We start from the raw sequence: 15,201 nt of genomic DNA on the forward strand, positions 1-15,201 counted from the left end.
TTTATATACTTTTGCTGGAAATTATAATCATGGAAAACACATTGAATGTTCCGGTAACTTTTAATGAAAATATTGTACGTAACCAATTGTGGAAATATTTTTATTATTCATGGAAAAAGAAACTCCCCACTATTTTTAGAAATTTATGTTACACTCTTCTTGCTCTTTTTGTTTTTGATAGTCTTATCGGTAATAAAAGCAGGTATGATTTTTTACGATTTGCATTTATATTTTCCGGGGTAATCTGCATTTTCTATGTTATCTACTTTTTTTATCAGAAGGCTAATTATTCCATTAAACTAGATAAACATATTGATGAGTTGAAAGGTTACCATGCTATAACAGAATTATATTTTGATGAAGACAGCATTCTTATCAAAAGTGAACAGTTTGATGTAAGAAGTATCTGGAAAAAAGTCACCTATGAAGTTTCGAATAAAATCATATTCATCCATATTGAATTAGGTTCAGTCTTCACTTACCTTGTCAGTAAAGAAGAAACCAATCAATATGAGGAAATTCTTGATTTTTTAAAAAGTAAAGCAAGACCAAAAGGTAAATAATTTCCATTTGAATTGTAAAGAATAAAAAAACACCTGCATTAAACAATACAGGTGTTTTTTATATCAATGAATTACTTATTGTAAATATGTACATCTCTTTGCGGAAAAGGAATTCCGATTCCTGCTTTATCGAGAGCTTCTTTACAATCAATAATCAATTCTTCGTTCATCAACCAGAAATTTTCTGTGGAAGTACTCACTCTTACGGATAAATTGACAGCACTTTCTCCAAGTTCTGTTACCATTACCTGTGGCGCAGGAGTTGAGAGCGCATATTGATTCTTTTTAATGACTTGCATCAGAATTTCCTTGGTCTGTTTTAAATCCGCATCATAGGCAACTCCGATATCCAATGATGTTCTCCTTGTTCCCAGCTGAGTAAAATTGGTAATGCTATTATTTGACACTACTCCGTTAGGAATAACAATCAGCTGATTTTGTGGTGTAATCAGTTTTGTATGAAAAATATCGATTGCCTGTACCGTTCCTGAAACTCCGGAACTGGTAGAAATGAAATCTCCGATCTTAAAAGGCTTTAATAATAAAATTAAAATTCCACCGGCAAAATTCGTCAGGGATCCCTGTAACGCCAAACCTACAGCCAAACCGGCAGCACCAATCATGGCAACAAATGCAGAAGTCTGTACTCCCAGCTGCGTTACAACAACAATGAACAACAGAATATTCAGTCCCCAATTGATTATATTTAAAAGAAAATGCTGAAGAGAATCTTCCATATTTCGTTTTTTGAAAGCTTTTTCAATCAGCTTTTTAATCATTCTGATCATCCATGATCCAATAAGGTAGATCAATAATGCAGAAATAATTGCAGTAAAAACTCTAGGTGCCCATGAAATGGCTGAAGAGATTAATGTATCCCAATGCTGTTGAATCTTGTTCAGTTCTAAATCGTTCATTTTTGTATTGCGTATGTGTTTTATAATGTATATCAATAAACTATTGACATCTTTTACAAGACTATATAAGAGTTTTACCTTTCCCTACTTAAGCAAAAGTAAATCCTATTGATTCTTAAAATAGATTGGAAGCAGAACGGAATGTTCAGCTTTACTCAATAATTATTCAGAAATTGAATCTTGCAGGAAGAAATAATTTTCGGGTCATAGAATTACAAAAACGGTACCGAAGTGTGGCAACTTCAAAGAAAACCACAATCAATCCAATATCGCTTAAGGTAATTTTGCTGCCAGACTTTCTGGTAAAAGCCTAAGAATATGGTAAATAAGTTTCCATTTAAAGTTTGGAACAATGGTAAAAGAGTTTCCTGCATTGACAATAAATTTTGCCACATAATCAGGCTCCATAATCAATGATTCATTCAACTCCAGCCCTTCATTGATTTTGGTTCTGATATAACCGATGACCAAAGCATTTACAATGATTTTACGGGCAGCCAGTTCCTGTCTTAGTCCGGCCAGGAACTGCGTAAATGCGGCTTTTGTGCTTCCATAGACAAAATTACTCTTTCTTCCTCTTACTCCGGATAATGAAGAAAGTCCAATAATTCTTTCCAGATTCTTATTACTGTTATCCATTGCAATAATACTCAGAATGGACACTCCACCCATATAATTGACCTCCATCATTTGTCTGGCGCCCTTAAAGTCTGCTAAAGCTTTTTGATTATCAACTAAAAAGCCTGCTGCATACACCACAATATGAGGTTTTACTGCAAGATCAGAATAGAATTTCTGATGAGAATCAAAATCTGCAGCATCAAAATACAGAACAGAAACTCTTGACTGATCCAGATTATTTGAGCTGATAAAATTTTCCAGTGAGGTAGTATTTCTGGAAGCAGCAATCACTGAAAATCCTTTTTCAAGGTATTGTTTTATGCATTGTTTAGCAACATCTGAATTAGCACCAAGTATAAGAACTGTTTTGTTTGTGTTTTGACTCATAGAACAAAGATAATTTTTTTATTAAACACTAATCCTATTAATTGATTCCACAAATAGGCACAAAAGGCCACCAAGAAAATATGATTTATGAGATCAAACCTTATACAAAAAAAGCTGCGGCGGGTGAACTTTGTTCACCCGCCGCAGCAAAATATCTTCAGACTGAATTATTTCTTTTCTTCAGTGGCTGTTTCTTTTTTATCGTCTGCTTTATCCGCAGATTTTGCTCCAAAACGAGCTTCAGTCATTTCTCTTGAAACCGCAGCTTTTTCGAATTTCAGCTTTCCGGATAAAGTTTCAATGACAAAACCGTCATCCTGCACCTGAGCAATTCTTCCATGAAGACCTGATGTAAGGACTACTCTTGTTCCTACTTTAAGGTTTTCCTGAAAATTCTTTTCCTGCTTCTGTTTTCTCATCTGAGGTCTTATCATCAGGAAGTAAAACCCTACAAACATCACACCCATCATGATCAGCATCATTGATGAAGATCCTTGTGGCTGTGCCTGTAAAAATAATGTCAGCATATCTTAATTGTTAAGGTTGAATGTTCGCAGTGAACGTTAATCTGATTGGAGATTTTTCTACGTTTGCAAAAACATCAGCATATTTCTGAACATTTCCGTCAAAGCTTGAAGAATCAAAATGCAATGTCACTTTACCTTTTTTACCAGGCATAATCGGTTCTTTTGTAAAGTCCGGAGCTGTACATCCGCAACCTGGCTTCACTTCAGAAATAATCAAGGGGTTTTTCCCGGTATTGGTAATTTCATATACGTGCTCTACTTTATCTCCTTTTTTGATTTTTCCGAAATCAAAGCTGTTTTCAGATAAAGCAACAGATGTAGATGGTTCGTTAGAAACCGGAGCCGCTGCTTCACCTGTTACAGGTGCTGCTGCAGAATCAGTAGTTAGAGGAGCCGCAACAGCTGCAGAATCAGTAGTTGCAGTTTCAGTACCTTGAGTTTCCTTGTTTTCTTTTTTACATGAAACTAACCCAAAGCCTATAATTGACAAGGCGATAATTGATAACGTCTTTTTCATTTTATATTCTATTTTGATCTTTACAATATTTATCTAAAATACCATTGATGAAAATATTGGAACGGTCTGTAGCAAATACTTTTGCAATTTCAATATATTCATTAATGATGACTCTTGAAGGCGTGAAAGCAAAGTTATCAAGTTCAGCAATCGCCGTAGACAAAATTACTTTATCCATTAAAGAAACTCTTTCCAGATCCCAGTTTTCAAGTCTTTCTTCCAGTTTCTTCTCGTTGTTTTCCCAGTTGTTCAGTGTATCTTTCAACAGTTTTGCAGCAAAAGTTTTATCATCCTCATCTTTAATCATTTTGATTAAAGTTCTGCTTTCTTCATCCTCTCTCAGGAAACCAATAGTCTTCTGCACCATTGAGTTGGCAATGTGGATATCATCATACCATGAAAGTTCCTTATCCCCCAGATAATCATGAAAATCCTCATTTTCAGCGATATATCTTAAAAATAATTTACCGATAAATTTCTGATCTTCTTCAAAGGAGTATCCTTCTTCTTTCATGAAATCCTGATAACGTTTCCCTGCAGTAATTCTTTGGAAAGTTTTGACCAATAAATCATCATGCATATCCCATTTCAACTGCTTATGCTGGCCTGTAAAAAATAATCTTTCAGGATTCTCTTCCAGTTTAAGCAATACCTGGTTGTTGATGAATTTTTGGTTAGGATTGATATCAGCATCAGTCTTAAGAAACTTATTCTTACCAATTTCGATCTGATGTTCTGCCAATTCTTTCAGAGCTACCAAAAAATTGAGCTGGTAGATGTACAGATAATAGATTTTCTCTATCCCGGCAAACATGTTTTTCTCTAAAACATCAAATTTTACAGGATTCTGGTAGTATGAATACACGGTCTGTACTACTTTTTCACGGATTTGTCGTCTTCCTAACATTCAAAGAGCTTTTTTATGGGTGCAAAGATACAAAATTTAAAATTGATGAAATTCGTAGTGTGATGACATTTTTGTAATTTTGTCAAACTATATGAAAGCGCTAAAAACCTTAAACCCTTATTTTTGGAAACACAAAATACTATTGTTTTGGGGGGTACTATTTATCATTGCCAGTAATTTCTTTAATATATATAAGGTTCAGTTTGTAGGGAAATCCGTTGATGAGCTTACAAAAAGTGGTAATCTTGGCTTCAATCAGCAGGTTTTAATTTATGTTGGGATTATTGTAGGATGTTCTCTTCTTACCGGATTCTTCACCTTTATGATGAGACAGACCATTATTGTTGCTTCCCGAAGGATAGAATACGAGCTTAAAAATAAAATTTACAGACATTATCAGGATCTGTCGTTAACAGATTATAAGCAGACCACCATCGGAGACTTAATGAACAGACTGAGTGAAGATGTTGTTGCTGTAAGAATGTATCTGGGGCCGGGAGTGATGTATGTAGCCAACCTGATCGTTCTTGTGCTGATCACGGCAATTTACATGGTAAAGACAGATGCCTCCATGACGATGTGGACTTTACTGCCACTTCCGATTTTATCTTATGCGATTTACAAAGTAAGTTCGATCATTAATAAAAAGTCGAAGATCATGCAGAAAAGCCAGTCTGCAATTTCCACTTTTGTTCAGGACAGCTTTTCCGGAATCCGTGTCGTAAAGTTCTTTGCAAGAGAAAAATATATTGAAAAAAATTACGGAATCAAAGTTACTGATTATCAGAACAAGGCTTTGGATCTTGCCAAAACAGAAGCATATTTCTTCACCATTATTCTTTTTGTCATCGGATTGCTGAACGTTGCCGTTATCTTGATAGGTGGTACAAAATACATTGCCGGAGAATTAAGCATTGGTAAAATTGCTGATTTCTTTATGTATATCAACACTCTTATTTTCCCATTCTCCATGGTAGGGTGGGTTACTTCCGTAAATCAGAGGGCTGAGGCATCTATGCAGAGAATCAATGAATTTATGGATAAAAAATCCGAGATCATCAATACTAATTTTGAAAATTATCCTATTAAAGGAGATATTGAGTTCAGGAACGTTTCTTATGTATATCCGAATACGGGAATCAAAGCCCTTGATAACTTAAGCTTTAAAGTAAAAGCAGGGGAATCTTTAGCAATTATGGGTAAAACCGGGAGCGGAAAGTCGACAATCGCATTGCTTTTATGCAGATTAATTGATCCTAGCGAAGGAGAGATTCTGATTGACGGTAAAAACCTGAAAGACCATAATCTGACCAACTACAGAAATTTTATCGGGTACATACCGCAGGAGAGCTATTTATTTTCCGATTCTATTGAAAACAATATTGGCTTTGCCATTGATAATCCATCTCACGAGAAAGTGGTAGAGTATGCCAATATTGCAGATGTTCATAAAAATATTGTAGAGTTTAAAGACCAATATAAAACACTTGTGGGTGAACGGGGGGTTATGCTTTCGGGAGGTCAGAAACAAAGGATTTGCATCGCCAGAGCCTTAATTAAAGATCCTAATATCATTATTTTTGACGATTCCCTGTCTGCTTTAGACACCGAAACAGAGCAGAATATTCTGGAAAATATTGACCGGAAAATAAGCAACGCGACTTCTATAATTATCACACACAGAGAGTCTAGCGCCCAAAAAGCTCACCAAATTATTAACCTGACTGAAATTACCAATTCTGTAACCGCATAGCCATTTCGTTCTCAATTGTTAAATAAATCATAAAAAAAATTTTGTGATTAAAAGAATTCTTTTATATTTGTTCTTAACAAGATTAAAAAATATCTAACAATGAGTGAATACAAGGAACGCCATGAAAATGAGATTTTCACGAAGGTGTTAAAAGCAGGGAGAAGAACTTATTTCTTTGATGTGCGCGAGACGAAAGCAGGAGATTATTATCTTACCATCACTGAGAGTAAGAAGAATTTCGGAGAGAATGGGGAAGCTACATTCGAGAAGCATAAAATTTACCTTTACAAGGAAGATTTTAAGAGTTTCCAGGAGATGTTTAATGAGTCCACAGATTTCATCATTAATGAAAAGGGTGAGGATGTAATTTCAGAAAAACATGACAAAGACTTCAAGAGCAGATCTTACACAATAGATTCTGACGACGAGGTTTAAAAAAAGAATATCTAAAAACACAAGCATCTGAAAAAGATGCTTTTTTTATGCATAGCAGACTTATTATAAAAGAAAAAAGGTACACTATTGAAAGTGCACCTTTTTCTGTTTATTTACACATATTCACGTTTGATCTGTGATAATATAGCGGGATCCTGTATTTCATTATCTTTTGCCAGTAATAATACTTTGGACAGTACTTCTGCCGACTTTGGATCATCATCGGCAAAAGGAAGGAATAATCTTCCTCTCTGCTGTGAATGCACAGGAAGAATCGACAGATACTTGCCCGGAACCTGGTGGACTACAGCACTTCCTAAATGCACACTATATTCTGCCATCCTACCTTTTACCAGAACATGGGAACCTTCAATCCTAATATTTTCGAGTTTAAATAATCTGGCAGTCTCTTTCATCAGTACTGCCCTCATCTCAATGGATGAATGACTGGCCTCTGGATCCACTCCCCCTACATGGGCAACAGATACTACAAGGTCTATATCACGCATCACCTCTGAGAATAACCTCGGATCAATATCTTCAAAAGGAATATTTTTATAGTCCTTTAAGGAATGGAATTCTATTGTTTCGAGGGTAGGACTTTCTATGTCAGCAGGTGAAAACCAGTCAGCCAATGCATACAGCTTAACCTGGAAGCCTTCTTTGTGATATACCTTCTGAAGTCCTTCTTCATAATCTACCTTCCATCCTCTTGTTTTAAGCAATGCTAAAGTTTGCTTAGGCTGAATCTGATGTCCGGCATAGCGGCGCGATATGGATTTCTCCTTCAATTCGTCCGACGTAGGAATATATAATTCACGGAAAATTTGTTTAAACGGCTGAACAAGTTTTTCTTTAAAGCAATAATGCTGATAATCTGCCCATACTGAAGATTGGTGTAAATCCACACAATGTGCAATGCGTAACGTATGTTCATCATTGAGTTCCTGAATTTCCCCATGAGCATTCACAAGCTTCCCATCATGAAAAAATCCTATTGTATGATCATTGGAAATAAATACCAGCTTCTGAAGATGCTTTACAATAACAGGATGTTCAAAAAGGGTTGTCATTTCCTTCAAAAGAAACTGATCTCCTCTTATCATCGCTTCTTCCAGTCCCTTTCTCGAACGGTTCCATTGCTCACGCATAATCTTGCGGTAATTTCCTAATTCAATGACCGCCTTATCCTTTTTGATTTTTGGGGGAATAGATTTCAGCTGTTTATGATCTCTGAAGACTACAAGTTCTGCTTTTCCGCTATCTTCTATAATCAGTCCTACTGTAACTCCATCAATTGTCACCTGCATTTCCCTGGATAACAGTCCCTGAATCTGTTTGGTTTCCATAGCCCAGGTAAGTCTTACCGGATCTGGATATCCTGCATTTCGGGCAAGATTTTCCAATGCCACCCTAATGGCCAAAGCCTCACTTGCCTGCTTCATTGACCCAAACTCCTTACTTTCTTTTTTAAACTGCTGGATATATTCATACCGGCTCAATACATCTTTTTCAGGATTTGCCTTGCTCAAAGGCACCAGCCCATAGACACGCAGGTAATCCTGATCTCTCTTCTCTTTTACTTTTGCTGTTACTTCTTTTATTTTTAAACTTCCGGTCAGCGTATCAGAATAAAGTCTTGCCCTACGGTGTCCGTTGCCGTCAGAAATATATTTTGCGGATTCATACAACATTTCCCAGCGGTTTTTGCCTAATTCTTTATAGGCCTTGGTAAACCAATCTTTATCTACAGCCCCGTCTTTAAATTCCTGAACATCTACCGAAGAATATTTAGCAACCTCACTTTCCAGTTTTGCATTCTGAGCTTCGTAGGCGCTTGTTTTGGTATGGGCATGCATCCACCATATTGCAGAGTCCAGTCCTTTCCACCCCAGATAAGTACTGATCATTTTCTGCCATTGCGGTGCATAGACAGCAGCCTGTATCAGGCGGAGCTCAGTAATCTTCTCCTTCTTTACCATTTCATTGAATGATTCCTGGGTGTCAGTTGCTAAAGGATAACTATTGGAGATAAGCATGGAAAATAACTTTTGCCTGGTCATATTTTCATTTCCATAGCTGTATATATAATTAGCATACAGCCCTGATTTACCAAGACCTTTTAAAATCTGAATGAATCTATGGGTTCCATAAATGGCTTGAAACTGCTGTACAAAATGGGAAACCGGAGTATTGGCATCGCCACGAACCAGCTCTACATCAAGGAATTTATTCTGAATCTCATCAATCATAGGCTTCAGAAAAGGAAATAGCTCGGTATATTTTTCATTATTCGGATGAAATTTTATTGCTGTAAGGTCTCTGATTGCCGAATCTGCAGTGAGAATTCCCTCGTAAAGTTCCTCTTTAGTGATAGCTTTTAATTCATAGGCTTTGCAAAATAAATAAAATGGAGGAACGGCAAACTTTCTGTTTTCTTCCAAACCGTTATATTGCATCCAACGGTATAAATTCCATAGCTTGATATATTGCTCATCTTTGAGATTTCTTAATGGGACTGCCATTAAAAATACATTGAAAAAACCTAATTCCTGCCAGCCATTCCCTCTGTTATAGCTGTAATAATGTTCATTTTCATCTTTTCCTTTATAGTTGACAATATCTTCCGGAAGATTAGCAAACAAGGTACTGCAGGCATCTATCAGGAAGTCTGTTTTTTCTTTAAACACAAATGTATGCTGTAAAGAATGGAGAATAAAATTGATGGGATTATTCCAGTAATAGCCTCCTTTCATAGGATTAGGCAGTATTTCCTTATGATAAAAGACATAATCCTGTAAAAAATCTCTGAACTTTTTCCGGTCACAGTTTTCAGCAAATGTTATTAAAAACAAATCTCTCGGCTGTAATCCTGATTCTATATACCATTGCTTCCATACTTCATGCAGTGGGTAGTTGGCGGCGAGCTGTTCCAGAGTAAAACCTTCGGTATTTCTTTTGATCTGGCGGAATTCATTCCCCAATAAAACTGTAGTTACAGCGCCATCCCAGTTTTCGGATTCGTACTCATAGTTTCTGTTTTGCAGATATAAATCATTGAGCTTTTTAAGGTGTTCTTTGATATGATCAACAGATTGTGTGAATCCATATCGGTCTTTTTCAGTTGCCTGTGCATATATTGAGTCTTTTTCAACCTTTGGCAAAGCATATTCTGATATTTCTACAGGATTATAAAATCCAAATCCATTTTCCGGAGAAAGGATTTTTTTATCTGAAGAAGGATTAAGCTGCTCAAGTAAGCTCTGTTCTCTTTCCGATATTTTTGATCTCTCGCTGTACTCTTGCACCCATCGGCTCATCTGAGCTACTGCTCTTTTAGATTTTTGAAGCTGAATCATGATGTCAAGCGATGCGGTTCTCTGTTCTACATCTCCTTTTGCAAGAAGCTCATTTACCAACGGGATTATTACTTCGTCATCCTGTTCTACAACAAGCTCTATAAGTTTTTTGCGGAGTGTTCCTCCTTTTCTTTTAAACATCTCGAAGAAAGTCATAATCTCTTTTTTGCTTAAAGGATTTTGCAGCAATACATTAATTCCTGAAGCAATCAAAGATTCTCCTCTGTCTCTGATAATCTTAAAGGCAAATTCTTTTTGAAACGCCGTAACTTTTTTACTTTTCTTCGTGAGTCCATATGAAAGAGAGTAACAGTAGAATTCACCCAATATATTTCTCGTTAAAAGCTCACGCAATGAAAGATCAAACTGATCAAAATATGAAAGTACAATGTCCAGCTTTTCATGATCCTCTCCTACCAGATAGAACATGGATGCATAAAGATCACTTTTTCTGAAAGTAGCATTAAGCCATGAGAATATTTTCCCCTCAAATTTCTTCTCTTTGATCTCTATTTGCTGCGTAAGGGTATGCAGCTTTTCAAAGAACGCAGGATAATCGGGATTGTTGATAAAAAACTTTGATTCTGTATTGACGCTGAGCAGCCCTGACATTGAACTGGCTGCAAAAGCCAAAACCTGCACATCACCATTGGTCACAGCTTTATAGTACAGAGGCATCTGGATATAAGGATCATGAGTCTCTACAGCAAATTTTATTGCCAGACACTTTTTTTCTATGTTTCCATTATCAAAAAGTTCGTGAAGATAAGGTGTTGTTTTTTCTACATCCCATACTGACTGAACCCAAAGTGCCATATAGGCTTCATTATTATTCTTACTTTTCACAGCACCAGGAATCAGCTCCGGATTTTTGAAGTAAGTTTGAGCCAGTGAAATAATATTTTTAACAACGGTTTCTTTTTCAGCGTCCCAACCGAGACCTGTCCATGTATCTATAGAACGTACAACAGAGGAAAAGCGGGTTAGTTTATGCTCAATGATAACATTAATCATATATTCTAAAGCACCCACACTTGTTTCATCCAGAGCCTCCAGGATAGTCTGCCTTAAGCCTTCCTGTCTCTGGGCTGCCAGTAAAAGTTTTTCCACCAGCTCCCAACAGCGCTTCTGTTCACTGTTTAAAAGGGCTTTTATGATATTTCTTGAAACTTTACCCTCAGGATGTTTGTTGAAAATAATGTCCTCAATCAATTGGTAAACAGACGTATTTCCGGTATCAATTGCAGCCGACCAAATGTAAAACTGACTTGAGTTATTCGTCAATGCATGATCATATATAATCTGCTCTTCCAGTGTAAGATCAAAATAATGATCTCCTTCATCATAGGAATATGTGTGAGGAAGCTGTAACAGCTCTCTTATCAGATTGACCTGATTGATCTGAATGTATTTTTGATTGTGAGGAGCCCGGAAAGAGCGGCGATAATAACCTGTCTGGTACATTTTATAAGGCATTCTGTCCCATGCGTATTTTACCAATGCTGCATTTTCACCAAAGAAATATATCAAAAGATTGTAATACGCCTTATTTTCCCAGATATCAGGTTTGATTAATTCCTGAAATTGTAAAGATTCCTTTGACCCCAGTGTCATTGCCTGAAAATAGTTGGTTTTACCTTTGAAGAGAATTCCAAGCTCAGCAACTTCTTTTTTAATGATGGGTTTATCAGGAAAAATATCCGATGAAGTTCCTTTTTCCGCGCGCTCCAATAAGTCTTTCCTTAGTTTTTCGTGATAATTTTTAGCCAGTTTTTTCGATTCTAATTTTTTTGTGATTTCCATGTGCTGTATTATGTTATATCATATGATTAATTACCAGTAACTTCCTGCAAGAAATGTAAGCCTGATAAAGGTGAATGAATGCCCCAGACTGAGATCTATACTCTGATTAAGATTTTCAAGCTGTTCATCATGATAAAATACGGCGAATATTCCATCTTCAAATGCCTGAACAGCATTTTCCTGCGCTTTTTGCAAGTCTGCTTTTTTGAGATTATAAATGCTTTCAAAACCTATTTTTCCTGTATCTGTAAGAATATTAAGATAGCTTTCATGAGGAATTTTGGAGTAATCGTCTTCTTCCAGCTCAAAGGATTTATCATTAAATACTTCTACCTGCTGCTGAACAATTAATTTTAATAGATTTTCAAGTGAGATTTGATTTCCGTCGTATGCAATTTCAATTTTTTGTTCCGAAAGAACAGGATGCTTTTTTCCCAATTGCTTTACTGTGACCTTTATTTCCATATTTGAACTTAGTGTGGACTAAAGATAATAAAATTTCCAGCTGCTATTGTATCAACCTGAGAGTTTATGACGAAAATCAAGAAAACAAAATTTGAAAAAGAAACAGAAGTTTAAGTACAGGGTTGTGTAATTATCATTCACGCAACCTATTGTTGAGGAAGTTGAAAATAAAAGTATCTATTTTTCATACGAATTATGCAGATGCCTGCCGCGATAATATACTTTTTCCTAAACTGGTATAAAAAAATAAGATGTCAAAAAGTACTATTTGAATATATTGGGATTCTTTTGATATAAAATAAAAAAGCACATTTTCAATAGAAAATGTGCTAATTTGGGGTGAATGATGGGTCTCGAACCCACGACCTTCGGAACCACAATCCGACGCTCTAACCAACTGAGCTACAATCACCGTTTTTCTGAGTGCAAATATAGGACATTTTCCTCAACTACCAAACAATTCCGTCAAAATTTTTCAAAGAAATTAATTTTTCTGACGTAAATCCCTCAGCATAAGTGACTCCCGATAATCGCCCTAAATCCTGTGCCCGGTACGTTAAGCTTTCATAAAAGTCTTTTGTTGTAATCGGAGTCTCAGGTTCTTTAGATGTTGGATCATAAAACTGGGTTTTATAGGCCATACATGCATCGATCTTTTTGTCAAGAAATTCAGAAATATCAATAACAAACTCCGGCTGGATATTTTTCCATTGGATGTAATGAAAAACATGCTTCGGTCTCCACACTTCCTGAGTTTCTCCTTCCAATACTGTTTCAATTTTCCTCAGCCCGGACAAAAAGCACGCATCTGATACTAATTTCGCTCCTTTTGCATGATCCGGATGCCTATCATCAATAGCATTAGCCAAGACGATTTCTGGCCTGTATTTGCGGATCATTTTTACAATCCTCATCTGGTATTCTTCAGAATTTACCAAAAAACCATCTTTCATCCCCAGATTCTCTCTTGCCGAAAGCCCTAATATTTTTGCAGCATCTGCCGCTTCTGTTTTTCTGGTTTCGTCTGTACCTCTTGTTCCGAGCTCGCCTCTTGTAAGATCAACAACAACACATTTTTTTCCTTCAGAAACCATTTTGGCAATAGTTCCGCCACACCCAAGTTCTACATCGTCCGGATGTGCACCAAAAGCAAGTATATCAGTTTTCATAAATTCAAAGATAGGATTTAAAATAAAAACTTCCCAAACATTACGAATGGGAAGTTTTTATATCTATAATTTAAATTTTAAATTACTTATTGATTTCTGCATTTAATTTTACAGCATCCTGATAAGTCGGATCTAACTGTAAAGATTTAGCTACATAATCTTTAGCTTTAGCAATATCAGAATCTTTGCTCATATAAGCTACCGCAAAGTAAGCATAGGCAAGAGTCTGCTTATTCGCTTCCTGATCAGCCGGTTTTACGGTGCTGATAAATTTCTCATAAGCTAATTTTGCAGCCTCATTATTTCCAGCCTGCTGGTAAGAATACCCCTGGCTGTAATAAGCCGGAGCCCAGTCTGGAAGCAGTGCAGACATTTTCTGCCATGTAAGGATTGCTCCGTTCCAGTTTTTTACGTCCTGATAAGCTGTTGCCAACTTGAATAATGCATCAGAATCCTGGCTATTAGCAGCAACCTGCTTTTTCAACGCTTCAATGGTAGGGTTAGTAGGTCCTTTGTCAGCTTCTGCCTGAGAAGCACCTCCACCACCTGCAATGTTGGCCAATTCAAGATCCCACTTCATGGTTTCATCCTTAGCAGCTTTTGCAATACCCACTTTTTGCTGAGCTTCAGCCATTAGAGCAGATTTTTTAGCAGCATCTTTTTCATCTTTTGCTAAACCGGCAGCAATAAGTCCCTGTAAACCTTGGTCAGCAGGCAATACTCTTGTCTTCTCAGCCTGAGAAACGAAAGTATCCATATTTTGTTTAGCATCTGCATAGTTTCTGTCTGCATATGCGTTATAAGCTCTTAATTTGAACTTAATAGGATCATCAATTTTATCGAAAATCTTGTCCAATACCATTTTAGAGTTTGCATAATCTTCGTTTGTGAAATATAATTTTGCAATTTCTAACTGAGTATACGGATCTTCATCAGCATATTTTGTATAATTGATAAGGTCTTGTGTAGCTTTTGCATTCTGTTGGTATCTAATATCATAACCAGCCAATGCTTTATATGCAGGAGCGTAAGTAGCATCTACACCAATAGCTTTATCAATGTTTTGCTTAGCTTGCTGCCATTGTTGTGCAGCCATCCATAAAGTTGCCATTCTTGTATAAACAGAAGCTTTATTTTTAGCAGTAGGTAACGCTTTGTCATAAGCAGACATAGCCTCTCCAGGCATTCTCTTTAATCTGTAAGCATCTCCTAAGGTATAATAATAGTGTGCAGGAACACCTTTTTTCTCGGCTTTCTCAATAGCTTTAGTCAAAAACTGGATTGCTAGATCTGGTGAACTGTTTTTCTCGAATAAAGTTAAAGCTTCTGCTGCTCTGAAAAGAACTTCAGCATCTTTTTCTTTTGAATCAGTAACTACTTTCTGAATTTCAGCAACAGCATTTTTATCACCTTTACCTAATTTAACAGCAGCTAAACCGATTTTATTCAAATAGCTTTTACCGTCAGCAGCTAATCCTTTGTTAAAGTTTTCAGTTGCCTTTGCGTAATCTGGCTCTCCTTGTCTTAAGAAAGTATTTCCCAAATAGAAGTAGTTTTCAGCTGTAGGCTCTTTAGCGATCATTTCAGTGAAATTTGTTTTTGCCTGCGCAAATTTATCACTGTCTATACTGTTAATACCATCCTGCAATGTCTGTGCAGAGGCAAAACCGGTAAAAAATACCACGGCTGCTCCAAAAGCAATCTTCTTTACATTCATATTCATTATATCTTTCATTTTATATTTTCTAATAATTGAGTTTTATTGTACACAACTTTCA

12 protein-coding genes and 1 tRNA gene are annotated in these 15,201 nt (G+C 36.4%); 3 read left to right on the forward strand and 10 right to left on the reverse strand.

Annotated features, from left to right (window positions below):
• Positions 1 to 29 precede the first annotated feature (29 nt).
• The gene (locus tag CRS_RS18430; protein WP_142725442.1) at positions 30 to 563 is read left to right on the forward strand and encodes a hypothetical protein; all 534 of its coding nucleotides are present in this window, start codon (positions 30 to 32) and stop codon (positions 561 to 563) included.
• A gap of 71 nt (positions 564 to 634) precedes the next feature.
• Here the strand turns inward: CRS_RS18430 and CRS_RS18435 are convergent, their stop codons facing one another.
• From CRS_RS18435 to CRS_RS18455, 5 genes are all read right to left on the reverse strand, one after another.
• Positions 635 to 1,480, reverse strand: coding sequence for a mechanosensitive ion channel family protein (locus tag CRS_RS18435; protein WP_142725443.1), 846 nt, complete (start codon positions 1,478 to 1,480; stop codon positions 635 to 637).
• Between the two features lie 273 nt (positions 1,481 to 1,753).
• Positions 1,754 to 2,488, reverse strand: coding sequence for an SDR family NAD(P)-dependent oxidoreductase (locus tag CRS_RS18440; protein ID WP_142725444.1), 735 nt, complete (start codon positions 2,486 to 2,488; stop codon positions 1,754 to 1,756).
• Positions 2,489 to 2,655: 167 nt separating this feature from the next.
• The gene (gene yajC, locus CRS_RS18445; protein ID WP_002976292.1) at positions 2,656 to 3,015 is read right to left on the reverse strand and encodes a preprotein translocase subunit YajC; all 360 of its coding nucleotides are present in this window, start codon (positions 3,013 to 3,015) and stop codon (positions 2,656 to 2,658) included.
• Between the two features lie 10 nt (positions 3,016 to 3,025).
• Entirely contained in the window at positions 3,026 to 3,532 is a 507-nt protein-coding gene (locus tag CRS_RS18450) for a DUF1573 domain-containing protein (protein WP_142725445.1), read from the reverse strand.
• Position 3,533: 1 nt separating this feature from the next.
• Complete coding sequence (locus tag CRS_RS18455) at positions 3,534 to 4,439, reverse strand: transcription antitermination protein NusB (protein WP_002976290.1); 906 nt, start codon at positions 4,437 to 4,439, stop codon at positions 3,534 to 3,536.
• A 91-nt stretch (positions 4,440 to 4,530) separates the two neighbouring features.
• Between CRS_RS18455 and CRS_RS18460 the strand changes: the two genes are divergently transcribed.
• The gene (locus CRS_RS18460) at positions 4,531 to 6,192 is read left to right on the forward strand and encodes an ABC transporter ATP-binding protein (RefSeq protein WP_142725446.1); all 1,662 of its coding nucleotides are present in this window, start codon (positions 4,531 to 4,533) and stop codon (positions 6,190 to 6,192) included.
• A 99-nt stretch (positions 6,193 to 6,291) separates the two neighbouring features.
• The gene (locus CRS_RS18465) at positions 6,292 to 6,627 is read left to right on the forward strand and encodes a DUF3276 family protein (protein WP_002976288.1); all 336 of its coding nucleotides are present in this window, start codon (positions 6,292 to 6,294) and stop codon (positions 6,625 to 6,627) included.
• A 113-nt stretch (positions 6,628 to 6,740) separates the two neighbouring features.
• On the opposite strand, the gene CRS_RS18470 is transcribed toward CRS_RS18465, so the two are convergent.
• The 5 genes from CRS_RS18470 to CRS_RS18490 all read right to left on the reverse strand — a co-directional run bounded on the left by CRS_RS18470 (position 6,741) and on the right by CRS_RS18490 (position 15,158).
• The gene (locus CRS_RS18470) at positions 6,741 to 11,789 is read right to left on the reverse strand and encodes a DUF4132 domain-containing protein (RefSeq protein ID WP_142725447.1); all 5,049 of its coding nucleotides are present in this window, start codon (positions 11,787 to 11,789) and stop codon (positions 6,741 to 6,743) included.
• A 30-nt stretch (positions 11,790 to 11,819) separates the two neighbouring features.
• Positions 11,820 to 12,254 carry a hypothetical protein gene (locus tag CRS_RS18475; RefSeq protein ID WP_142725448.1) on the reverse strand — a complete coding sequence of 145 codons (435 nt, stop codon included), beginning with the start codon at positions 12,252 to 12,254 and terminating at the stop codon, positions 11,820 to 11,822.
• Positions 12,255 to 12,589: 335 nt separating this feature from the next.
• A tRNA-His gene (locus CRS_RS18480) sits at positions 12,590 to 12,666 on the reverse strand.
• Between the two features lie 37 nt (positions 12,667 to 12,703).
• Entirely contained in the window at positions 12,704 to 13,423 is a 720-nt protein-coding gene (gene bshB1 / locus CRS_RS18485) for a bacillithiol biosynthesis deacetylase BshB1 (protein ID WP_142725449.1), read from the reverse strand.
• Positions 13,424 to 13,505: 82 nt separating this feature from the next.
• Positions 13,506 to 15,158, reverse strand: a complete 1,653-nt coding sequence (locus tag CRS_RS18490) for a hypothetical protein (protein ID WP_142725450.1) — start codon at positions 15,156 to 15,158, stop codon at positions 13,506 to 13,508.
• Positions 15,159 to 15,201 lie beyond the last annotated feature (43 nt).

This window comes from Chryseobacterium sp. ON_d1, assembly GCF_006829085.1.
Taxonomy (GTDB): Bacteria; Bacteroidota; Bacteroidia; order Flavobacteriales; family Weeksellaceae; genus Chryseobacterium.

Coding starts and splice junctions, on each gene's coding strand:
- CRS_RS18430 (WP_142725442.1), top strand. CDS start 30: ATGGAAAACACATTGAATGTTCCGGTAACTTTTAATGAAAATATTGTA.
- CRS_RS18435 (WP_142725443.1), bottom strand. CDS start 1,480: ATGAACGATTTAGAACTGAACAAGATTCAACAGCATTGGGATACATTA.
- CRS_RS18440 (WP_142725444.1), bottom strand. CDS start 2,488: ATGAGTCAAAACACAAACAAAACAGTTCTTATACTTGGTGCTAATTCA.
- yajC (WP_002976292.1), bottom strand. CDS start 3,015: ATGCTGACATTATTTTTACAGGCACAGCCACAAGGATCTTCATCAATG.
- CRS_RS18450 (WP_142725445.1), bottom strand. CDS start 3,532: ATGAAAAAGACGTTATCAATTATCGCCTTGTCAATTATAGGCTTTGGG.
- CRS_RS18455 (WP_002976290.1), bottom strand. CDS start 4,439: ATGTTAGGAAGACGACAAATCCGTGAAAAAGTAGTACAGACCGTGTAT.
- CRS_RS18460 (WP_142725446.1), top strand. CDS start 4,531: ATGAAAGCGCTAAAAACCTTAAACCCTTATTTTTGGAAACACAAAATA.
- CRS_RS18465 (WP_002976288.1), top strand. CDS start 6,292: ATGAGTGAATACAAGGAACGCCATGAAAATGAGATTTTCACGAAGGTG.
- CRS_RS18470 (WP_142725447.1), bottom strand. CDS start 11,789: ATGGAAATCACAAAAAAATTAGAATCGAAAAAACTGGCTAAAAATTAT.
- CRS_RS18475 (WP_142725448.1), bottom strand. CDS start 12,254: ATGGAAATAAAGGTCACAGTAAAGCAATTGGGAAAAAAGCATCCTGTT.
- bshB1 (WP_142725449.1), bottom strand. CDS start 13,423: ATGAAAACTGATATACTTGCTTTTGGTGCACATCCGGACGATGTAGAA.
- CRS_RS18490 (WP_142725450.1), bottom strand. CDS start 15,158: ATGAAAGATATAATGAATATGAATGTAAAGAAGATTGCTTTTGGAGCA.